Annotated in this window: 15 protein-coding genes and 4 pseudogenes; 8 read left to right on the plus strand and 11 right to left on the minus strand. The window is 59.4% G+C overall.

Going from position 1 to position 22,068, the window contains the following annotated elements; all coding sequences use genetic code 11:
* Nucleotides 1-71 precede the first annotated feature (71 nt).
* The 5 genes from DXA70_RS03665 (at nucleotide 72) to DXA70_RS03685 (ending at nucleotide 5,454) form a co-directional block, all read left to right on the plus strand.
* Entirely contained in the window at nucleotides 72-713 is a 642-nt protein-coding gene (locus DXA70_RS03665; RefSeq protein WP_128117655.1) for a phosphatase PAP2 family protein, read from the plus strand.
* A gap of 101 nt (nucleotides 714-814) precedes the next feature.
* Nucleotides 815-1,489: a GntR family transcriptional regulator gene (locus DXA70_RS03670; RefSeq protein ID WP_128117656.1), complete on the plus strand. Its 675-nt coding sequence runs from the start codon at nucleotides 815-817 to the stop codon at nucleotides 1,487-1,489.
* A gap of 226 nt (nucleotides 1,490-1,715) precedes the next feature.
* A complete protein-coding gene (gene uxuA, locus DXA70_RS03675) occupies nucleotides 1,716-2,816 on the plus strand; it encodes a mannonate dehydratase (protein ID WP_128117657.1) in 1,101 nt (366 codons plus the stop codon).
* 5 nt (nucleotides 2,817-2,821) lie between these two features.
* The gene (locus DXA70_RS03680; RefSeq protein ID WP_128117658.1) at nucleotides 2,822-4,408 is read left to right on the plus strand and encodes a mannitol dehydrogenase family protein; all 1,587 of its coding nucleotides are present in this window, start codon (nucleotides 2,822-2,824) and stop codon (nucleotides 4,406-4,408) included.
* A 125-nt stretch (nucleotides 4,409-4,533) separates the two neighbouring features.
* Nucleotides 4,534-5,454: an ROK family protein gene (locus DXA70_RS03685; protein ID WP_128117659.1), complete on the plus strand. Its 921-nt coding sequence runs from the start codon at nucleotides 4,534-4,536 to the stop codon at nucleotides 5,452-5,454.
* Between the two features lie 56 nt (nucleotides 5,455-5,510).
* On the opposite strand, the gene pflA is transcribed toward DXA70_RS03685, so the two are convergent.
* On the minus strand, nucleotides 5,511-6,266 hold the full coding sequence (pflA, locus tag DXA70_RS03690) for a pyruvate formate-lyase-activating protein (protein ID WP_128117660.1): 756 nt from the start codon (nucleotides 6,264-6,266) through the stop codon (nucleotides 5,511-5,513).
* Nucleotides 6,253-8,503, minus strand: a pseudogene (gene pflB, locus DXA70_RS03695) (formate C-acetyltransferase). Before pflB ends, pflA begins: the two are co-directional and overlap by 14 nt.
* Nucleotides 8,504-9,154: 651 nt before the next feature.
* Between pflB and DXA70_RS03700 the strand changes: the two are divergent.
* The gene (locus DXA70_RS03700) at nucleotides 9,155-9,553 is read left to right on the plus strand and encodes a CidA/LrgA family protein (protein WP_128117661.1); all 399 of its coding nucleotides are present in this window, start codon (nucleotides 9,155-9,157) and stop codon (nucleotides 9,551-9,553) included.
* Nucleotides 9,546-10,286, plus strand: a complete 741-nt coding sequence (locus DXA70_RS03705) for an LrgB family protein (RefSeq protein WP_128117662.1) — start codon at nucleotides 9,546-9,548, stop codon at nucleotides 10,284-10,286. The genes DXA70_RS03700 and DXA70_RS03705 overlap by 8 nt, the downstream gene beginning before the upstream one ends.
* Nucleotides 10,287-10,352: 66 nt before the next feature.
* Here the strand turns inward: DXA70_RS03705 and DXA70_RS03710 are convergent, their stop codons facing one another.
* The 4 genes and pseudogenes from DXA70_RS03710 to cysS all read right to left on the minus strand — a co-directional run bounded on the left by DXA70_RS03710 (nucleotide 10,353) and on the right by cysS (nucleotide 16,149).
* Complete coding sequence (locus DXA70_RS03710; RefSeq protein WP_243001060.1) at nucleotides 10,353-12,767, minus strand: EAL domain-containing protein; 2,415 nt, start codon at nucleotides 12,765-12,767, stop codon at nucleotides 10,353-10,355.
* The gene (locus DXA70_RS14080; RefSeq protein WP_243001062.1) at nucleotides 12,743-14,047 is read right to left on the minus strand and encodes an extracellular solute-binding protein; all 1,305 of its coding nucleotides are present in this window, start codon (nucleotides 14,045-14,047) and stop codon (nucleotides 12,743-12,745) included. The genes DXA70_RS03710 and DXA70_RS14080 overlap by 25 nt, the downstream gene beginning before the upstream one ends.
* A 94-nt stretch (nucleotides 14,048-14,141) precedes the next feature.
* A complete protein-coding gene (locus tag DXA70_RS14085) occupies nucleotides 14,142-14,528 on the minus strand; it encodes a hypothetical protein (protein ID WP_243001064.1) in 387 nt (128 codons plus the stop codon).
* Nucleotides 14,529-14,752: 224 nt separating this feature from the next.
* Nucleotides 14,753-16,149: pseudogene (cysS, locus tag DXA70_RS03720) on the minus strand (cysteine--tRNA ligase).
* A 466-nt stretch (nucleotides 16,150-16,615) separates the two neighbouring features.
* Here cysS and asnA point away from each other — a divergent pair.
* Complete coding sequence (gene asnA / locus DXA70_RS03725; protein ID WP_128117663.1) at nucleotides 16,616-17,629, plus strand: aspartate--ammonia ligase; 1,014 nt, start codon at nucleotides 16,616-16,618, stop codon at nucleotides 17,627-17,629.
* A 65-nt stretch (nucleotides 17,630-17,694) separates the two neighbouring features.
* On the opposite strand, the gene DXA70_RS03730 is transcribed toward asnA, so the two are convergent.
* The 5 genes and pseudogenes from DXA70_RS03730 to recA form a co-directional block, all read right to left on the minus strand.
* On the minus strand, nucleotides 17,695-18,375 hold the full coding sequence (locus tag DXA70_RS03730) for a hypothetical protein (RefSeq protein WP_128117664.1): 681 nt from the start codon (nucleotides 18,373-18,375) through the stop codon (nucleotides 17,695-17,697).
* Between the two features lies 1 nt (nucleotide 18,376).
* A pseudogene (gene pgsA, locus DXA70_RS03735) lies at nucleotides 18,377-18,957 on the minus strand (CDP-diacylglycerol--glycerol-3-phosphate 3-phosphatidyltransferase).
* Nucleotides 18,958-18,976: 19 nt separating this feature from the next.
* Nucleotides 18,977-20,301 (minus strand): annotated as a pseudogene (rimO, locus tag DXA70_RS03740) (30S ribosomal protein S12 methylthiotransferase RimO).
* Nucleotides 20,302-20,332: 31 nt separating this feature from the next.
* Nucleotides 20,333-20,665, minus strand: a complete 333-nt coding sequence (locus DXA70_RS03745; RefSeq protein WP_243001065.1) for a RecX family transcriptional regulator — start codon at nucleotides 20,663-20,665, stop codon at nucleotides 20,333-20,335.
* Nucleotides 20,666-20,842: 177 nt separating this feature from the next.
* Entirely contained in the window at nucleotides 20,843-22,027 is a 1,185-nt protein-coding gene (recA, locus tag DXA70_RS03750) for a recombinase RecA (RefSeq protein ID WP_022257054.1), read from the minus strand.
* Between the last annotated feature and the right edge of the window lie 41 nt (nucleotides 22,028-22,068).

Consider the following 22,068-nt stretch of genomic DNA (forward strand, 5'->3'; position numbering starts at 1 on the left):
ATGGATTTGCGCAAGCCGACGCTTTGTGGTAAAATAAAGCGTCCATTCATAAAAATTATAGGAGAAAACACATGCGATCCAACCTTTTGCGCACAAAACTGAAGCCGCACCTCTGGTTCCAGCTCTACTGGGTGGTTTACCTGGTCTGGTTTTTCTGGCTCGATCTGACCATCAAAAATCCCAAATACATCATCCACGCCCCGCTGGACGACCTCATCCCGTTCTGCGAGTGGTTTGTCTTCCCCTACTGCAGCTGGTTCTTCCTGCTGGCGGGCGTCACGGCCCTGCTCTGGTGGTACGACACCGCCAGCTATGACAAGCTCTGCCTGATGATGTTCTCGGGCATGACGTTCTGCCTCATTTTATATATGGTGTTGCCCAACGGCCTGGACATCCGCCCCACGGCGGAGGCCATTGGCCGGGACAACATCGCCATGCGGATCATGCAGCTGCTCTGGAACGCGGACGCTTCCGTCAACGTCTGCCCCTCCATCCACTGCCAGAGCTCCGGCTGCATGGCGCTGGCGTTCTCCCGCAGCAAGCTGGCCCAAGACCGCCCCGGCCTGAAAGTGCTGGCCTGGGGCTGGGCGCTGCTCATCTGCGCCTCCACGGTCTTCACAAAACAGCATTCCATCGTGGACGTGGTCTGCGGTCTGGCGCTGGTGGCCGTGTGGGTACCGGTACTGTACCGGAAGCCCAAAAAAGGAATGTAAAGACTGTGCAACTTTTCCCTGCATTCCTCTTGACGAAGCGTTTCCGCCCGGGTACAATTGAAAAAAGCAAACTGATATATTACCGAGGGGAGAGAAACGCCATGGCAGTACGGAGTGCACGCGAAGTGGCTTACGAGACCATCCGGGGCCGGATCATTACAATGGAGCTCAAACCCGGCGACGAGCTGAACGACCGGGAGCTGGCCCAGGAGCTGGGCATCAGCCGCACCCCCATGCGGGAGGCGCTCATCATGCTCAACATCGCGCACATGGTCACGATCAAACCCCAGAGCGGCACCCATGTGGCCCCCATCGACCTCAAGCTGATGGAGATGGAGCAGTTTTCCCGCTTCACGCTGGAAAAAGAGATGCTCAACCGCATCCGCGGCACCCTGACCCCGGAACAGGAGGAGGCCTACCGCTTTAATATCGAGAGCTACCGCCAGCTGGAGCGGGAGCCCGGGGCCGAGCTCCGGGAGACCCGGATGCTGGATCTGGACAACGCGTTCCACCGGATGGCTTTTACTCTGTGCGGCATGGAGGAACATTTTGACCACATGCTCTCCACGTTCCAGCACATTGAGCGGCTGCGCAAGTTCAGCCTCCAGACCGACGAGAACAAATCCGTCTGCGCCGCCCACACCCGCATCCTGGAAGCCGTGCTCCACGGCTCGGAGGAGGATGTGAGCCGGGCTCTGTCCGACCACCTCAACCGCTACAAGCTCAGTGTGGAGCAGGCCCGTCAGCGCCACCCGGATTACTTCACGGAAGAGTAAAATAACGTTAAAATTTACACAAAGACGACTGAAAATGGATGCAAAATCCATTTCAGTCGTCTTTTTTGTCTAAAGTATACAAGAAAAAACTCTAAAAAAAGTCAAAATGTCAATTGTCAAGTCTCAACTGATATATTAGAATATTGATGAGAATGCACCATGGCGTTCCGCCAAGGGTGTGAGAAAGCAAAGCAACACCGCATAGCCACACAAGGAGGATTCCACTATGCCTATGAAAATGGGTTGGCGCTGGTATGGTGAGGGCAACGATCCCATCACCCTCAGCGACATCAAGCAGATCCCTGGCGTGACCAGCATCGTCTGGGCGCTGCACAACAAGATGCCCGGCGAGATCTGGGAGATCGACGAGATCCAGAAAGTCGCCGATCAGATCCACGCTTACGGCTTTGATATGGACGTTGTTGAGTCTGTCAACGTCCACGACGACATCAAGATCGGCCTGCCCACCCGCGACAAGTACATCGAGAACTACAAGCAGTGCATCCGCAACCTGTCCAAGTTCGGTGTCAAGGTCATCTGCTACAACTTTATGCCCATCTTTGACTGGACCCGTACCGACCTGTTCCACCCCATCGGGGATGGTTCTACGGCCCTGTTCTACCAGAAAGACATGATCCAGGATGACTACAAGGCCATGGCCGATTACATCCTCGGCTTCACCGAGAAGTACCACATGACGTTCCCCGGCTGGGAGCCGGAGCGTATGGCCAAGCTGGACGATCTGTTCAAGGCTTACGCTCCTGTCACCAAGGAGAAGCTGTGGGAGAACCTGAAGTACTTCCTGGAAGCACTGATGCCCACCTGCCGCGAGTGCGACATCAAAATGGCCATCCACATGGACGATCCCCCTTGGGATATCTTCGGCCTGCCCCGCCTGCTGGTGGATGCTGAGAGCATCGACCGCTTCCTGAGCATGGTGGACGACGAGTACAACTGCCTGACCCTGTGCTCCGGCAGCCTGAACGCCAACCCCAACAACAACGTGGCGGAGATCGTGCGCAAGCACTGCGACCGCATCGCGTTTGCTCACATCCGCAACATCCACCACTTCCCCAACGGCGATTTCTCCGAGGCTGCTCACCGCGACTGCTGCGGCGAGACCGGCATCATCGAGATCCTGCGCGCCTACCATGACTGCGGCTTTGAGGGCTACATCCGCCCCGACCACGGCCGTCAGCTGTGGGAAGAGGGCCCCGGCAACTGCCGCCCCGGCTACGGCAAGTATGACCGTGCCCTGGGCATCCAGTACATGCTGGGCGTCTGGGATCTGCTGGACCGTCTGGATGAAGAGAAAAAGAAAGGCTGATTACAATGAAGCTGTCTGATATTAAGAACGGCAATCTGTCCGCTGAGTGGGCGGAAAAAGGCTACGAGCTGCCCAAGTTTGATGTCGAGGCTGTCAAGGCCAAGACCCATGCAGAACCCACCTGGGTGCACTTTGGTGCCGGCAACATCTTCCGCGCTTTCCCGGCTGCCATCCTCAACGAGGCTCTGAACAGCGGCAAGTATGACCGCGGCGTCATCGTGGCCGAGAGCTTTGACTACGAGATCATCGACAAGGCTTACCAGCCCTACGATAACCTCAGCCTGCTGGTCTGCCTGAAGTCTACCGGCGACATCGAGAAGAAAGTCATCGCTTCCGTCACCGAGAGCCTGAAAGCCGATTACTCTTTCGGCGCTGACTGGGCGCGTCTGGTGGAGATCTTCCAGAACCCCAGCCTGCAGATGATCTCTTTCACCATCACCGAAAAGGGCTACGGCGTTGCTCCGGCTGACCTGGAGCGCGGCCTGACCCCCGTGCTGGCCATGGGCAAGGTCACCGCTCTGCTGTATGAGCGCTTCAAGGCTGGCAAGCTGCCCCTGACCGTCCAGAGCATGGACAACTGCTCTCACAACGGCGACAAGGTCAAGAACGCGGTTCTGGCTTACGCTTCCAAGTGGGCAGAGCAGGGCCTGGTGCCCGCTGAGTTCCTGGCTTATGTGCAGGACGAGACCAAGATCACGTTCCCCTGGAGCATGATCGATAAGATCACCCCGCGCCCGGATGCCAAGGTGCAGAAGATGCTGGCAGACGACGGCTTTGAGGACAACTACACCATCGTCACCGAGAAGCACACCTTTACCGCTCCCTTTGTCAACGCCGAGGAGACCCAGTACCTCTGCATCGAGGATCACTACACCAATGGTCGTCCCCCGCTGGAGCTGGGCGGCGTGCTGTACTGCGACCGTGAGACGGTGGACAAGATCGAGAAGATGAAAGTCTGCACCTGCCTCAACCCGCTGCACACTGCCATGTCCATCTATGGCTGCATGCTGGATTACACCCTCATCTCTGCTGAGATGGCGGACGAGGACCTGCGCAGCTTCATCCAGAAGATCGGCTACATCGAGGCAATGCCCGTCGTCGTCGATCCGGGTGTCCTGAACCCCTATGAGTTCATCGGCGCTGTCATCAACCGCCGTCTGCCCAACCCGTTCATGCCGGACGCTCCCCAGCGTATCGCAACCGATACCTCTCAGAAGCTGGCCATCCGCTTTGGCGAGACCATCAAGGCTTACGAGGCCCGCGGTCTGGACAAGAGCAATCTGGTGCTGATCCCGCTGGTGCTGGCTGGTTACGCCCGCTACCTCAAGGGTGTGGACGACAACGGCAAGCCGTTTGAGATCTCTCCCGATCCGCTGCTGGCAGAGCTGCAGGCCATCGTCGCTCCTCTGGAAGTCAAAGAGGGCGAGCAGGACTTCAGCTGCCTGAAGAAGCTGTACAGCCGTGCCGATGTCTTCGGCGTGGACCTGTACGCTGTCGGCCTGGGCGAGAAGATCGAGGGCATGGTCAAGGAGCTGTACGCTGGCAACGGCGCAGTCCGCAAGACCCTGCACAAGTATGTGGTCGCCCGCTAAAATTTAAAACGCTATCCACGTTCCCGCGCTGCGCTTTGCTTTGCCGCAGTGCGGGCTTTTTATTTGTTGACCTTTTCCCCTTTTTCTGCCATAATGGAATCAACATCAGATTGGGGGCAGCAGATATGAAAGTTATGGTCTTTGATGTAGGCGGTACCGAGATCAAATACTCCGTCATGGATGAGCAGTTCCACCGGGAAGACGCGGGCAGCGTCCCCACCCCGGACGACACGCAGGAGCACTTTCTCGCCACGCTGGAGGCGCTCTATCGCCCCCACGCGGCGGAGGTGGACGGCATTGCCATGAGCCTGCCCGGCTTCATTGATGCCGAGCATGGCGTCGTGCGGGGCGGCGGGGCACCCTCCCTTCTCTACAACATCGGCACTCCTGTAGGGCCCCGGCTGGCCCAGCGCTGCGGCTGCCGTGTCTTCCTGGAAAACGACGGCAAGGCTGCCGCCATTGCAGAACTGCAGCAGGGCGCCCTGAAAGGCTGCACCAACGGGGCGGTTTTCATCATCGGCACCGGCGTGGGCGGCGGCCTGGTCATCAACGGTCAGCTGGTGCGGGGCATCCACTGCACGGCTGGAGAGTACAGCTACCTCCACACCAATGCAGATGACTGGCGCAACGGCGATAAGACAGTGGCGCTGCAGTGCAGCGTGACCAACCTGCTGCGTTGGTACCGCGCCCGTAAAAATTTGCCGGAGGACGCCCCGCTCAACGGCCGGATCTTTTTTGAAGCCGCCAACGCCGGGGAACCGGAGGCACTGGAAGTGCTCCACCGCCTCTGCAAAGCCATTGATATCCAGATCTACAATCTGACCGTCCTGCTGGATCTGGAAGTAGTCGCCATCGGCGGCGGCATCAGCCGCCAGCCCCTGCTGCTCCGGATGCTGAACGACATCTACGAGCAGGAAATTATCATCGGCCACCCCTACAGCGAGGAGCAGGCCCGCAGCCTGCCCCGCCCGGCCATCGTCCCCTGCCGCTTCCACAACGAAGCCAATCAGGTGGGAGCGCTGCTGGGTTATCGAAAGAGTTGCTAAACAACAACCCCCTTTCGAGGTTAACTCGAAAGGGGGTTGTTGTTTTATTTATTTTTTCAGCCGGGGTACTTGCTTACTTCCAGCAGTTCCTCTGCCCGCTTGACCTGTTCCGCTGTGGGCGGGACCGCATCGGGCAGGGGGTACGGGATGCCGAGCTTTTCCCATTTGAAAAGCCCCAGCGTGTGGTAGGGCAGCACCTCCACCCGCTGCACGGTCTTGAGGGACGCGATGAAGTCCGCGGTCCTGCGCAGACCCTCTTCGTCGTCGGTCAGGCCGGGCACCAGCACATGGCGGATCCAGAGCGGGACGCCCAAGTCCGAGACATGCCTTGCCATGGCAAGGATGTTGGCATTGTCTTTGCCCGTGAGCTGGCGGTGCTTTTCGGGGTCGATCTCTTTCAGGTCTAATATCACCAGACTGGTGGAGGCCATCAGGGTGTCGAACGCGGCGAGATACTCCGGGTCCTCGGGGCGGAACGGCTGCCCGGCGGTGTCCAGCGCGGTGTGGACGCCCTTTTTGCGGGCCAGCTGAAAGAACGCGGTCAGAAACTCCATCTGGCGCAGCGGCTCGCCGCCGCTGACGGTCACGCCGCCTTTTTTGCCCCAGTAGTTCCGGTAGCGGTATACTTTCTGGAATAATTCTTCCGGAGTATACTCTTCGCCTCCCTCACAGGCCCAGGTCTCGGGGTTGTGGCAGTATTTGCAGCGGAGCGCGCAGCCCTGCAAAAACACCACGAACCGCACACCAGGCCCGTCCACCGAGCCGAAAGACTCCAGCGAGTGGACGTGGCCGATCAGGTTACAGAGCGGCATGGCAGGTACGAGAGATGACGTCCATCTGCTGCTCACGGGTCAGGTCAATGAACTTGACCGCATAGCCGGAGACGCGGATGGTGAAGTTTGCATACTCCTCTTTCTCGGGGTGCTCCATGGCGTCCAGCAGCTTCTCCTTGCCAAAGACGTTGACGTTGAGGTGGTGCGCGCCCTGATCGAAGTAGCCGTCCATGACCTGCACCAGGTTCTCCACACGCTCGCCCTCGCTGTGGCCCAGCGCATCGGGGTTGATGGTCTGGGTGTTGGAGATGCCGTCCAGTGCCCAGTGGTAGGGCAGCTTGGCCACGGAGTTCAGAGAGGCCAGCAGGCCGTTCTGCTCCGCACCGTAGCTGGGGTTGGCACCCGGTGCAAACGGGGTAAAGGCGGCACGGCCATCGGGCAGAGCGCCGGTGTACTTGCCGTAGACCACGTTGGAAGTGATGGTCAGGATGGAGGTGGTCGCCTCGGAGTTGCGGTAGGTGTGGCGCTTCTTGATCATCTCGAGGAAAGTCTTCAGCAGCCAGACACCGATTTCGTCCGCACGGTCATCGTCGTTGCCGTACTTGGGGAAGTCGCCTTCCACTTCAAAGCCGGTGGCCAGACCGTTCTCATCACGCACCACCTTGACCTTGGCGTACTTGATGGCGCTCAGAGAGTCGATGACATGGGAGAAGCCCGCAATGCCGGTGGCAAAGGTGCGGCGGACATCGGTGTCGATGAGCGCCATCTCGGCTTCCTCATAGTAATATTTATCGTGCATATACTGGATCAGGTTCAGCACGTTGACGTACAGGCCGGCCAGCCAGTCCAGCATCTGGACATACTTGGGCAGCACCTCGTCATAGTTCAGATACTCGCCGGTGATGGGGGCGTAGTTGGGGCCGCACTGCTCGTGGCTCTTCTCATCCACACCGCCGTTGATGGCGTACAGCAGGCACTTTGCCAGGTTGGCGCGTGCACCAAAGAACTGCATCTCCTTGCCGGTCTGGGTGGCGGACACGCAGCAGCAGATGGAGTAGTCATCGCCCCAGACGGGCTTCATGACGTCGTCGTTCTCGTACTGGACCGAGCTGGTGTTGATGGACACCTTGGCGGCGTACTTCTTGAAGTTCTCCGGCAGGGCGGAGGAGTACAGCACGGTCAGGTTGGGCTCCGGAGCGGGGCCCATGTTCTCCAGCGTGTGGAGGAAGCGGTAGCAGTTCTTGGTGACCATGCTGCGGCCATCCATACCGATGCCGCCCACTTCCAGCGTTGCCCAGACGGGGTCGCCGGAGAACAGCTGGTTGTAGCTGGGGATACGGGCAAACTTGACCATCCGGAACTTCATGACCATGTGGTCGATGAGCTCCTGTGCCTGGCTCTCGGTCAGGGTGCCGTTGTCCAGATCGCGCTGGATATAGATATCCAGGAACGTGGAGATGCGGCCCACGCTCATAGCTGCGCCGTTCTGAGTCTTAATGGCGGCCAGGTAGCCGAAGTACAGCCACTGGCAGGCCTCTTTTGCGTTCTTGGCGGGCTGGGAGATGTCGTAGCCGTAGGCTCGGCCATCTTCTTCATCCCCTTGAGGGCGCTGATCTGGCGGGCGATCTCCTCCCGCAGGCGGATGACGTCATCGGTCATGGTGCCGTCGCCGCAGTTGTCAAAATCTTCCTGCTTGAACCGGATCAGGGCGTCGATGCCATACAGGGCCACACGGCGGTAGTCGCCCACGATACGGCGCGGCCGTAGGTGTCGGGCAGGCCGGTGATGATGTGGGTGTGGCGTGCTTTCTTCATCTCCGGGGTGTAAGCGTCAAAGACAGCCTGGTTGTGGGTGCGGGTGTAATCGGTAAAGATCTTGTGCAGCTCCTCGCTGGGCTGGTAGCCGTAGGTGGTGCAGGCCTGCTCTGCCATCTTGATGCCGCCGTAGGGCATAAAGGCGCGCTTCAGAGGCTTGTCGGTCTGCAGGCCGACGATCTGCTCCAGGTCTTTCAGGCTCTCATCGATGTAGCCAGGGCCGTAAGCGGTCAGGCTGCTGACCACTTCCGTCTCCATATCCAGCACGCCGCCCTTGGCGCGCTCTTCTTTTTGCAGCTTCTGCAGGGTACCCCACAGCTTATTGGTAGCCTCCGTGGGGCCAGCTAGGAAAGACTCGTCGCCATCGTACGGGGTGTAGTTCTTCTGGATAAAGTCGCGGACGTTGACTTCCTCTTTCCAGATACGGCCCTCAAAGCCTTCCCACTCTTCAAAATTGATCATTGGAACCTCCTTGCTCCTTCCATTGGTTAGCATCATCTAACTATTCTGCCTTGAAAAAACCGCACTTTCTCTGCGGCTTTCGGGGGCATGTTCTGGGGGAGGCGCCCATCTTCTGCGGCGCCTTTTGTGTGGCTGTCAAAACGCAGGACAATGCGTCTGCTCCCGGCAGCCTGGTACTATAATAGCAAGCATTCTTATAAAAAGCAAGAGGAAAATCGAGGATTTTCTGCCCTCAAAAATTTTCCGAAAAAATTTCAAATCAGGGGTTGACAGTCATGACAAACTATGATATCCTTTTGTCACGGCAAGGTTAGTTAAATCTAACCAAGGCTGCGGTGGCCCCCTGCAAGGCCCCCGAAAAGGAAGCAAATTCCTCCATTCCATTCTCTCTTTTTCTGGATGCATACAGCTTTTATGGTTTGCTCTGTATGCTCCGCGCGGCGAGGTGCGCTTTTGGTACGGCGCTCTTTGCAAAAGCAAGAAAACAAAAACGGGACACATCGCTTGACCACCGATGCGTCCCGCTTTTTGTTTTACCCAGTTTTACAGCAAAAGAGCAACAATTCTTGGCGGATATTACCGTTGCACCTCCCTGGATTTTACGCTATACTCTTACCTTAGTTACTGCTGCCGCATGGGCAGCGGCCCAAATTGCACCAAGACCCAAAGGGGGATTTTGTTACGAAGTATCTGTTTCAATTTGCACGCATCCTTGCATTTTGTTTTCTGGGCGAGATCCTGTACGCCGTTCTGCCGCTGCCCATCCCGGCCAGCGTCTACGGCCTGATCTTACTGCTGCTGGCCCTGCGGCTTGGCATCGTCAAGCTGGAGCAGGTCAAGGAAGTGGGCCTGTTCCTCACGGGCATCTTCCCGCTGCTCTTCGTTCCCGCCGCGGCCGGTGTCATGGAGCTCTGGGCAGAGATGGGCAACATGCTGCTGCCTATCATCATTGCCATCGTGCCCGTCACGGTGCTGGTGCTGGCCTCTGCCGGCCGCACCACCCAGGCTCTGACCAGCCGCCGCAAAAATAAGGAGGCCGCCCATGACTGAGCTTTTAAACGGATTTCTTTCCGGCTCGGCCGCCTGGGGTGTAATGCTCACGCTGGCCGCCTTTGCGCTGGGGACTCTTATCAATAGGGCAACGGGCAAGGCCATTTTCAACCCGCTGCTGCTGGGCAGCATCTTTGTTATCATCCTGCTCAGCGTGCTGAACATCCCTTATGCGGATTACAAGGCCAGCGCTTCCCCGGTCAACTACCTGCTGTTGCCTGCCACCATCAGCCTGGCCATTCCCCTCTATGAAAAGTGGGATCTGCTCAAGGAGAACGCCGCCGCCATCATTGCGGGCATCTCGGTGGGCACGCTGGTCAGCCTGGGCAGTGCACTGGCCCTGGCGCTGGCGCTGGGCTTGACCCGGGAGCAGTACGCCACCCTCCTGCCCAAATCCGTCACCACGGCCATCAGCATGGACGTGGCGGCTGAGCTTGGCGGCATTGCAGCCCTGACGGGTGCCATCGTGATCCTGACGGGCATTGCAGGCAACCTACTGGCCGAGTCCGTCTGCAAGTGGTTCCATATCACCGACCCCATCGCCAAGGGCGTGGGCATCGGCACCTCAGCCCATGCCGTGGGCACCAGCAAGGCCCTCCAGATGGGCGAAGTGGAGGGCGCCATGAGCGGCCTTTCCATCGCCGTGGCCGGTGTCCTCACTGCCGTCCTCTGCCCGCTCTTTGTAGCTGATCCACTAAACCCGGATCGGATCACAGCACATCACCGCGCGTGATGTGCTGTTTGTTGTATAACGCAAACGCCCTCTGTCCATCCAGACAGGGGGCGTTTGCGTTTTGGTTCAGCATCGTTTCATCCGGCGGATGATGTCCGCGGCTTCCTTGGACAGCGGCGGCGGGATCGCTGCCGGGCGGGCCAGACAGTAGCCCTGCAGCAGGTCCACGCCCAGCTCCAGCACCTTGCGCAGCTCGGCCGTGGTCTCCACACCCTCGGCCAGCACCAGAATGTTCCGGGGCCGCGCGTAGTCCACCAGGCTGGTGAGGAACTGCTGCTTGTCCGTGTTGGTATCAATGCTGCGGATAATGGAGATATCCACCTTGACATAGCGGGGGGCTATGGTCAGCAGGCTGCTGCCGTTGCTGTAGCCGCTGCCGTAATCGTCCAGCGCAAAGGTCCCGGACGCCCCGAGTACCGTGCGCTTCCGTTCCAGCTGGGCAGTGTCCAGTTCCTCTTCCTCGGTGATCTCCACCACCAGCTTCCGGGCCAGTTCCGAGAAACGGCCGCGGTAATCCCGCCAGTCGGTGTCGTTCAGGCTGACACTGGCAATGGAGTTGATAAAGAGCAGGCTGTCTTCCCGGATGAGGCCGCGCTCTTTCAGCTTTTCAAAGGCGCTGGAGGCCTTGAACAGGGTAATGTGCTCGATGTCGTACAGGCGGTTCAGCTCCCGCGCCAGCTTCATCACGGTAAGGGGCGAGCGCAGGGTGGGCATCTCCGGCCGCATCAGGGCCTCATAGGCGATGGCCCGGCCATTGCGGGCCGAGAAAATCGGCTGGAAATGGTAGCTCACCGCCTGATCCCGCAGCATCTGCTCAAACTCGTTGCGGGTCTGCATGGCGTAGGCTTCCTGATTGTACATGCCGATGTCAAACTCTTTCATCTCGCCCTTGCGGGAATGCTTGACCTGATACATGGCAAAATCAGCGTACTTTTTCAGGGTATTGAAATCCGTGCTGTCCTCCGGGTACCAGGCCACACCGCCCGAGATGCTGATATGCAGCTCGCTGCCGCTGGGCAGGATGGAAGCGCTGTCCTGCAGGGCCGCGCGCAGCTTTTCCAGCTCTTCCCGCACGGCGTCCCGGCTGTCGTATCCGTAGAGCAGCAGCATGAACTCATCGCCCGAGAGGCGGGCAGAGAGGGTGCCCGGCGGGGTACTGGCCGCCAGGCAGCGGCCCGTCTGGCGGAGGTACTGGTCGCCCCAGTCGTGGCCATAGGTGTCGTTGATGGTTTTCAGGTTGTCCAGGTCGGTCATAAGCAGGGCGGCGTGGCCCAGCGTTTCCGGCTTGGCAAACAGGTTCTCGCACACCCGCTGGAATGCCTGACGGTTGTACAGGCCCGTCAGGATATCGTAATCGCGCTCGTGCTTGATGCGGCGGCGCTCCAGCGCCGTCACCTCCTCGTTTTCCCGGCTCAGCTGGACGATGGCGCTTGCAAACTGGTCCAGCTCCCGGATGCCCGTGCGGGAGAACTCCGGCACGCTGACATGGTCATTCTGGGCCCGGGCCAGCTCATTGGAGAGCTGCGCCACCGGTTTTGCCAGCTGGCGTGCCACCGCAACACTGCACCCCAGGCCCACCACCGCGGTCAGGAGCGCCGCCATGACCAGCAGGTTGCGGACGGAATGAGAGAACAGATAGAGGTCATTTTGGGCCACGGTCCCGATCAGCAGCCACGCCTCGCCGGAGAACGGTGCGTTCCGGCTGTAAAGCTCCAGCTGCTGGAGCGTCGCGTACTGCTCCTCTCCATCCAGCCAGAACTTCCAGTCCATTCCATCCCGGTGCAGCGTAAGGGTCTGGGGCATATTCTTGTCGGCATCCTCCCCCGTGAGGAATGCGGTTCGGACGTTGATGACGTCATCCCGTTTTAAGTCTGCATCGGTCGTCGCCAGCAGATAGGTGCCGTGATCCATGTTCTGCAGCTCATTGCTGGGCAGCTGGGTGGTCAGGTAGCTGGTCAGCAGCTCCACGCCCACCACACCGTACACGGTGCCGTCGTCCAGGATGAGGGGCTGCACATAGGCCAGCGCGTCCCGGTCGTCCCCTTTCAGGCGGAACGTTGCAGGAGTCCAGCGGCCATAGTCATCCGCAGAAAGCTTGCTCTCGGAGGTATAGGCGATCTGGAACGATTCCTTGTAAAAGCTGGTTTTCCCGCCCGGCTGGTATGGCATGGCCGGAGACCAGCCCTTATCCGTGGAGATGCCCAGCGGGGTAAACGCTGTTGCGGGGCCCCGTTCTGCCAGCAGGTCGGCGTTCCGGTCGGTGGAAAGAGCACTGGGGTCCAGGTCGCGGATGTAAAGGCCGGGCAGATAGCTGTCATCGGCCCGGTAGTTCAGGTCGTGAGTGCTCAGAATGACAAAGATGCCATTGACAGGCTTTGTCCGCAGGGTGCTCACCAGCTCCGGGACAATGGCCTGGAGCAGCGGCAGGGCTTCCTCACTGGAGGTATCCAGCGTGTTCAGAGCCACGATGCCCTGGTCCACCAGTCCCGCGTCACGCGGTCAATGGTACCGCTGATGGCATTGAGGTCCTGCGCCTGGATCAGGTTCTGGCGCAGGTAATTGGCGCGGTTCTCCACCTGCTTGTCGAGAATATCCTCGGCGTTCTCATTCAGCTGGCTGGTCACCCGGCTGGTGCTGATGGCAAAGATCAGCAGCAGCATTTCTGCCAGAAGCACCAGCAGCAGGGAGCGCAGGATCTTGCAAAAGATCGAGCAGCCCCGCCTTTGATACGCTGTCTCTTTTTTCACCCCTGTTTTCCCCTCCTTTCCGCTCCATGATCGGGCATCAGCCTCGTAAGCACTCAGTTCGGTGCAGAGAGATTGATACCAGTTCTCAAAATACTCGTCAGTCAAGTAGAGAGCCTCGGCTTCGGCAGCGCTCACCCCGGCTGCGATCTGCTCTTCCACCGCCGCGCGGTCCGCGCTGGCCAGGTCCGACATGCTGTATTCCAGCACCTTGCGGGCATCCGTGCCGCCCTCAAAGGGCTTGGGGGTGTAGAGCTCGTGGTTTTCCACCGCGTCAATGGCGTTTGCCAGGATGTCTTTCATGGAGTCGGTCAGATCCAGGCCGCTGTTCTCGATAGCGGTCATGTCGTCGGCCGCGTGGGTCACGGGCAGGTAACCGGAGCCCACGGCAAACTGGATGTTATTTTCCGGCTGGGTGAACCACTTGAGGAATGTGACACAGGCGGCTTCTTCCTCCGGGGTGCTCTTGGTCACCACCATGCCGGCGCCCTGCTGGACAGCCACCTCTTCGCTTCCGGCAAACGCGGGGTTGGGCAGCACTTTCAGGCTGATATCGTGGCTCTCGGTGTCGCTCACCTGCACCTGCTTGGGGAAAAAGGTGGCGCTGGAGTTGGAGCCCACATAGGCCAGCACATTGCCGGTCTTGATGTCGTCACTGCGGAAACGGCCCTCGCCCGCAAACCAGCCCTTGACAAAGGGGACATAGTAGTTCTCCCACAGCTTCCGGGCCACATCCTCGGTCAGGTTCACGGTCATCTTGCCGTTTTCCACGGTAAAGATGGTGCTGCCCAGTTCCTTGGCACCAATGAGCATGTAGTTTGCCATGGCGTCGCGGCCAAACAACGCCTTGCCGTCGTCCGGGACTTCCGTCCGGGCGTCGGTCCAGTCGTAGTATTTTCCGGCGGTGGCTACAAGGCCCTCCATGGTGGAAAGGTCCTCATACTTTGCCCCTGTGGCCGCCGCAAAGGCCTGCCAATCGGTGTCATTGAGGAACAGCAGCTCGGTGGATTTTGCCACCGGGAAAATTTGATGGTGCCGTTGTCGTCAAAGTCGCCCTCGGTGAGATAGCTCTCCGGGAACGCCGCCTTTTCCTCGTCGGTCAGGTAGCCGCTCAGGTCAGCCACAAGGCCCATCTGGTCCACGGCATAGCAGGTGTCGGCATAAGCGGAGAAGATATTGGGCATTTCTGCAGCCCCCACCTTGCCCTCGCTGCGGCCAGCACATTGGTCTCCAGATCGTTGACGCTGCCCTGGCTGGAAGCTTCCACCGTGATGTTCTGCTCCTTGCCCACCGTGGCGTTGAACTCATCCACCAGCTTGCTGAATGTTTCCAGCTGGTCGCCGTTGTAGTAGCTCCATACCGTAATGGTCACCGGCTTGGCGTTCGTCGGTGCCGTGTTCTTCGGTCCGGACACCGCGCTGCCCCCGCAGGCAGCCAGGCTCAACGTCAGTGCCGCGGCGCTGGCCAGTGCAGTGATTCGTTTGAAAAAACGCTTCATTCTGATTTTCTCACAATCTCCCGCGGATTCCATGCGCGGGCTCCTCTGTATCCATAGATATTTTTTATTATACGCCTCTTTGCCGCCAAAAGTAAACAAATTTTCCCAAAATCCGCGGCTTTCCATTATTTTTCCACTTTGTGGCAGGTTCGTCCAGTCTTTCCCACAAAAAGACCCGCTGGCGGGAAAATCAGCGGGTCAGAGAAAAATTGTTCTTCTTTTTCTTACAGTTTGGACAGCTGCGGGCCCTGTGCGGTATCCTTGACCGCCCAGCCCATCTCGGTCAGCCGTGCACGGATGGCGTCAGCGGTCGCCCAGTCCTTGGCTTTCTTGGCGGCAGCACGCTGTTCCACCAGCTCGGTCACCTCTGCGGGCACCTCGTCCTTTTTGCGGTTGTACATCAGGCCCAGCACACCGGTGATCTCATCAAAGGCAGCGGCAGCAGCTTCCAATGCCTTTTTGCTGGAGGCTGCGGACAGGGTGTTGATCTCCTTGACCAGATCAAACACAGCAGCCAGTGCATCGGGAGTGTTCAGGTCGTCGTCCATCGCGGTGCAGAACTTCTTGCGGGCCTCTTCCGCCTTGACAGTCAGGGTCTCGTCGGTACCGAACTCGCTCTTGCTCAGGGCAAAATCCAGATTCTCACGGCAGGTGTACAGGCGCTCCAGGCTGTTCTTGCAGCTCTCAATGAGGTCCACGGTGTAGTTCAGCGGCATCCGGTAGCCGGCCGTCAGCATGAAGTAACGGATGGGCTCGTAGCCATAGAGGTTGGCCACATCCCGCACGGTGAAGAAGTTGTGCAGGCTCTTGGACATCTTCTGGTTGTCCACATTGATGAAGCCATTGTGCATCCAGTAGCGGGCAAAGGTGCAGCCGTTGGCGCACTCGCTCTGGGCGATCTCGTTCTCGTGGTGGGGGAAAATCAGGTCCTGACCGCCGCAGTGGAGGTCAATGGTCTTGCCCAGGTGGGTGCGGCTCATGGCGCTGCACTCAATGTGCCAGCCGGACGGCCCATGCCGTAGGGGCTCTCCCAGGCAGGCTCACCGGGCTTGGCTGCTTTCCAGACGGCAAAGTCCGCCGGGTCTTCTTTCAGGTCATCGTCCATCTGGCTGCGCAGCTCCCGGTTACCGCTCTCCAGATCGTCCAGCTTCAGGTGGCTCAGTTTGCCGTACTCGGGGTCGCTCTTGACGCGGAAATAGACATCGCCGTTCTTGGCAATGTAAGCGTGGCCGGAGTCGATCAGGTCCTTGACGATATCGAGGATCTGCTGGATGTGCTCGGTGGCGCGGGGCTGGACGGTGGGCTTTTTGCAGTTGAGGCCGGCGGCGTCCTTGAGGTACTCGGCCTCAAAGCGCTGGGCCACTTCTTTCATGGAAGTGCCCTCTTCCTGGCCCTTTTTGATGAGCTTGTCGTCGATATCCGTAATGTTGGAAACGTAGAGGACCTTGTTGCCTCGGTACTCCAGGTAGCGGCGCAGGGTGTCAAACACGATCAGCGGGCGGGCATTGCCGATGTGGATATAGTTGTAAACGGTGGGGCCGCAGACATAGATGCGGTACTCGCCCGGCACCTGCGGCACGAACTCTTCTTTCTGGCGGGTCAGGGTGTTAAAGATCTGCATGATGACATACTCCTTTTTGTGGGACAACCCAGAGCCGCGGAAAAACAAAAGCCCCTGCTGCCGTGCCCTACAGCACAGCAACAGAGGCGGTTCGTTTCTGAATCGCGGTTCCACTCCGGTTTGTCGCTCAAAGCCGGTAACGGCGGCCTGCCGCGCTGTGATACTGCATTTTCCCACAGCGTGCTGCCCGGGCGCACTTTACACAGCGGCCTGCAAACAGGCTCCCAGCCAATGGCCTGTTCTCTCTGCACAGACGGATGCCGCGCTACTCTGCCCGGGTAAACGCATTTGTCCTTTTACAGGTTTTATTATAGCGGGGAGCCAAGTGGAAGTCAAGGCGGCAGGGTTTTTTCGCCCATTCCCCTTTACATCGTCTGCAACTTGTGCCATAATTTACTTTATTAAAGGGAAAGCTGCTGCCCGGGCGGCACTCGGCTGCCGGGAGCGCAAAAAGAGGGGGTTCCTTATGAGCAAAACGATCATTCCCGCAAACTACACGCCCGCGCTGAACCTGTACGACACCCAGCGCGCCATTGGCACGGTGAAGCGGCTGTTTGCCGACACCCTGTGCGCCACGCTGAATCTCTACCGCGTGTCCGCGCCGCTCTTCGTGGAGGCCTCTACCGGCCTGAACGACGACCTGAACGGCGTCGAGCGGAAAGTCACCTTCGATATGAAAGACGGTGGCATTGAAGCACAGGTGGTCCAGTCGCTGGCAAAGTGGAAGCGCAAGGCCCTCAAGGATTATGGTTTCCGGGTGGGCAAGGGCCTGTACTGTGATATGAACGCCATCCGCCGGGACGAGGACCTGGACAACCTCCACTCCGTCTATGTGGACCAGTGGGACTGGGAAAAGGTCATCCGGGAGGAGGACCGCACCGAGGCGTATCTGAAAAACGTGGTTCGCTCCATCGTGTCCGCTGTCTGCGCCACCGAGATGAACCTCCACGCCATGTTCCCCCAGCTGCAGGACCTGCCCCTGCACACCCCCAATGTCATGTTCATCACCACCCAGGAGCTGGAAGACAAGTACCCGGACCTGACCCCGAAAGAGCGGGAGAACGCGTTTGTCAAGGAAAACGGCACCACGTTCCTCATGAAGATCGGTGCCCCGCTCAAGAGCGGCAAGCCCCATGATGGCCGTGCCCCCGACTATGACGACTGGGATCTGAACGGCGACCTGCTGTTCTGGAACGAGCCGCTGCAGTGCAGCTATGAGCTGAGCAGCATGGGCATTCGCGTCAGCCCCGAGAGCATGGACCGTCAGCTGACCATGGCTGGCTGCGATGACCGCCGGGCCCTGCCGTTCCACAAGGCAGTGCTGGCAGGCGAGCTGCCCTACACCATCGGCGGCGGCATCGGCCAGAGCCGCCTGTGCATGCTGCTGCTGGGCAGCGTCCATATCGGCGAAGTCCAGGCCAGCGTCTGGGACGCGGAGACCCGTTCCGCCTGCGAAAAGGCCGGTATCCCGCTCCTCTGATTTCCGGATACAAAAAGCGAGTGCATCTTGCGATGCACCCGCTTTTTTGTTACATAGAGTAATTTTCAGCCCACAAATTCCAGTTTCGGGCCTTTTTTGCGGTGTTTTTTGCCGTTTCCGCCCAGCCACCAGAGCACAAAGGCATACAGGAGGTTGGTGCCCAGGATGATGGCAAACCACATCAGGCTCTCCTGAATGGTTTGGTCGTATACCCGCATAAAGGGGTAGGGCCCGTCGATGCGGCCCGTGATGTTGCCCCACAGGTCGTAGACGCCATAGACGATGGTAGGCACCAGCGCCAGCGGCACACTGGCCAGCGGCAGCCGGGGCTCCCGCTCAAACAGCAGGAACGACACCATGGCCACCACCGGGTTGAGGAAGTGGTGGTAGAGCATGGAGCCCGTAAACAGCATGATGTACCAGCCATTTCCGTCCTCATACATGGGGGCCAGAATGAACACCACCGTCAGGAACGTCATAGCCAGGCAGCTGGTGGACCAGAACTTGAGCTGTTTGACCCAGCGGGGCAGCTCCCGCCCGGTGAAAAGATCGAGCAGCTGGCACAGGGCCACCAGCGCACAGACCGCCATGTTGAACATATTGGACAGCTCCGTGTACATGGTAAAGACCAGCTCATGGCCATAATCCCAGCTGATGGGCATGGCAATGGTCTCCATGTAGATGATGGAAAGGTTCAGCGCCAGCGAGATGAGCTTGCGGCAGAACGCCCAGAGCTTTTCTTTCATCTTATTTTGCCGTGTTGATGAAGCTGCGGTTGTCCCACAGGTACTTGATGCCGGAAACGGCCGTGACCACTGCCACCAGCCAGCACAGCCAGTGGGCAATGGAAGCGCAGGTCTGGCCCAGCACATTCCCGGTCAGGGCGACCGTGAAGTAATAGAAGATGATGGTGATCATCTGGAGCACGGTCTTCACCTTGCCCCACATGTTGGCGGCGATCACCTTGCCGTCCTTGGCACCGGCCGCCACCATCCGCAGGCCGGAGACGGCAAACTCCCGGGCCAGGATGATGCAGAGCACCACAGGGCTGCACACGCCGTCCCGCATCATGTAGAGGAACGCCACGGTGGTCAGCAGCTTGTCGGCCAGCGGGTCGGCAAACTTGCCAAAGTCGGTCACCATGTGCACTTGCGGGCCAGATGGCCGTCCAGGTAATCGGTGAAGCTGGCCACCGCAAAAATGATGCCTGCAATGAGATACCACCGCGGATTATAGCTCGGGGTCATGTACTGACTCAGCGAGACAAAAATCATGAAAACCGGGACCAGAATAATGCGGGTCAGGGTCAGTTTGTTGGGCAGATTCATAAAAAAATCCTCCAATTCATTATTTTACGACAGTGCCATACAGATCGTAAAGATCACTGTCCTCTACAAGGATATCATAAAACTCGCCCGGATACAACGGCTCCTCGCTGGAGACGCAGACATTGCCGTCCACCTCGGGGGCATCGCCTGCCGTGCGGCAGAGGTAGAGGCCGTTTTCCTCGTCGATGCCATCACAGAGGACGTGGACGGTCTGGCCCACTTTCTCGGCCTGCTTCTGGGCCATGATGCCGGTCTGGATCTGCATGACGAGCTCGGCCCGGCGCTCCTTGACCTCCTGCTCGATCTGGTTCTCCATCCTGGCGGCCACGGTGTTCTCCTCTGCCGAGTAGGCAAAGCAGCCCAGACGGTCGAAGCGGACCTCTTTGACGAAGTTGCACAGATCCTCAAACTGCTCCTCCGTCTCGCCGGGGAAGCCCGCGATCAGGGTGGTGCGCAGGGTGATGCCGGGGATCTCGCGGCGCAGTTTTCCAATGACCTCCAGCAGCTCTGCCCGGTTGGAGCGGCGGTTCATGTTCTTGAGGATGACATCGTTGCAGTGCTGGATGGGCAGGTCGAGGTAGGGTAGTACTTTCTCATTCCGCTTCATGGCGGCGATGAAGTCATCGGTGATCCGCTCCGGGTAAGCGTACATAATGCGGATCCACTCAATGCCGTTGATCTTGTTCAGCTTGTCCAGCAGCTCACAGATGCTGCCCGGCTTGCCCCAGTCCTCACCGTAGGCAGTGGGGTCCTGGGCCACGATGATGAGTTCTTTCACGCCCTCACCGGCCAGCCAGCGGGCCTCGGCCACACAGTCGGCCATGTCACGGCTGCGCAGCGGGCCGCGGATGGCGGGGATGGCGCAGTAGTGGCAGCGGTTGTTGCAGCCCTCGGCGATCTTTAAGTACGCATAGTGGGCAGGCGTGCCGATGACGCGCTTGCCGCCCAGCGGGAAATCTTTCTTGAGGCCGTAGCTTTCCAGATGATCCTCACCGTTGAAAAGCCGTGCCACGATGGAATCAATGGCCTTGTTGGAGGCACAGCCCACCACGGCGTCCACCTCAGGGATCTCCTCCTCGATCTGGCTGCGGTAGCGCTCCGCCAGGCAGCCGGTCACAATGACTTTCAGGTTGGGGTTTGCCTGCTTGTAGGAACAGGCCTCGAGGATATTCTCGATGGCTTCGGTCTTGGCGCTCTCAATGAAGCCGCAGGTGTTGACCAGGATCACATCGGCCTCGCCCAGGTCGGCCACCGTCTCGTGGCCCGCCGACAGCAGGATATGCACCATGCCGTCCAGATCGACCTGGTTTTGGGGCAGCCAAGGGAAATACACGCAATTTTCATAGGGGATAATACTCTCTTTCCTAGTTGGGGGTTATTCTTCTTCTACTCTCTTGATGGCTTCTTTCACGACCGCATACGCAAAACCGCGCCGCTGCAGGGCCGCCACGACCAAGTCGCGCCGGCCCATGGCAAGCTTCGGGCGGTAGCGGCTCTCCACCAGCGCCACGGCGGCGGAAAGTTCCGGGTCTTCGCCCTCTTCATCCGGGGCGTAGACCGCCTCCAGCGCTGCTGCTACCTGCTGGGCGCTCAGGCCTTTCTGGCGCAGGTTCCGGGCCGCGGCCCGGCGGCTCTTGCGGGCGGCCAGCAGGCTGTGGGCCCGGGCCTCCGCGTAGCGTTCGTCGTTGACATACTCCCGCTGGACCATCTCGCCACCACCTCGGCGGCGGCCTGCTCGGTAAAGCGGCGGCAGAGCCGCTCATACAGCTGGCCGGAGGAGACTTCCTGCGCGGCCAGCGTTTCCAGTGCCGGGCACGGGCCTTGGCCACATCGGAGGATTTTTCCTCCTCCGTCAGCGGACGGCGCTTTTGATAGCCAAAAGACATCAGTCTTCCACCATGATATCCAGCTCACTCTCGCTGCTGCGGGTGGGAGCCTTGACCACCGGCTCCTTGGCCGGTGCGGCTTCGCCAGCCTTTTCGGCGGGAGCAGCGGCAGGGGCCGGTTTGCTCACCGGGCGGCGGGTGGCATAGAGCTTATCGGCATTGGCACGGATCTGGCCCTCGATGTCGTTGGCGATCTCAGGGTTGTCCTTGAGGAACTGCTTTGCGTTGTCGCGGCCCTGGCCCAGGCGGATGTCGCCATAGTTGAACCATGCGCCGCTCTTCTGCACGATGCCCAGCTTGACACCCACATCGATCAGCTCGCTCATCTTGGAGATTCCCTCGCCGAACATGATGTCGAACTCGGCCTCACGGAACGGAGGGGCCACCTTGTTCTTGACGATCTTGGCGCGGGTGTGGTTGCCGATGAACTGGCCGGAGGAATCTTTCAGGCCCTCCACACGGCGGATATCGATCCGGACAGAGGAATAATATTTCAGCGCGCGGCCGCCCGTGGTGACTTCGGGGTTGCCGTAGACGATGCCCACTTTTTCACGCAGCTGGTTGATGAAGACGCAAACCGTGTTGGTCTTGCCGATGACGCTGGTCAGCTTGCGCATGGCCTGGCTCATCAGGCGGGCCTGCAGGCCCACATGGCTGTCGCCCATCTCGCCCTCGATCTCGGCACGGGGGACCATAGCGGCCACCGAGTCCACCACAATGGCGTCGATGGCACCGGAGCGCACCAGTGCCTCACAGATCTCCATGGCCTGCTCGCCGGTATCCGGCTGGCTGACCAGCAGCTCGTTGATGTTCACGCCCAGTGCCTCGGCATAGGCCGGGTCCAGTGCGTGCTCGACGTCGATAAAGGCCACTTCGCCGCCCTTTTTCTGGGCTTCGGCCAGGATGTGGAGGGCCAGCGTGGTCTTACCACTGGATTCCGGTCCAAACACCTCGATGATACGGCCGCGGGGCACACCGCCCACGCCCAGCGCCAGGTCCAGGCCCAGGCTGCCCGTGGAGATGGCATCCACCTGCATGGCGGTGTTGTCGCCCAGCTTCATGATGGCGCCCTTGCCAAACTGCTTTTCGATCTGGGCCAGGGCAGTGGCCAGCGCGTCTTTCTTTGCGCCCGGCTCGATCTTCTGGGTGGCCGAAGCGACCGCGGTGTTCTGATTTTTCGCCATAGATTTGCTCCTTTGCTCTCAAAGCCCGTCGGACACGGGCG

It is taken from the genome of Faecalibacterium sp. OF04-11AC, assembly GCF_003460645.1.
In the GTDB taxonomy this organism is placed as follows: domain Bacteria; phylum Bacillota; class Clostridia; order Oscillospirales; family Ruminococcaceae; genus Faecalibacterium; species Faecalibacterium prausnitzii_I.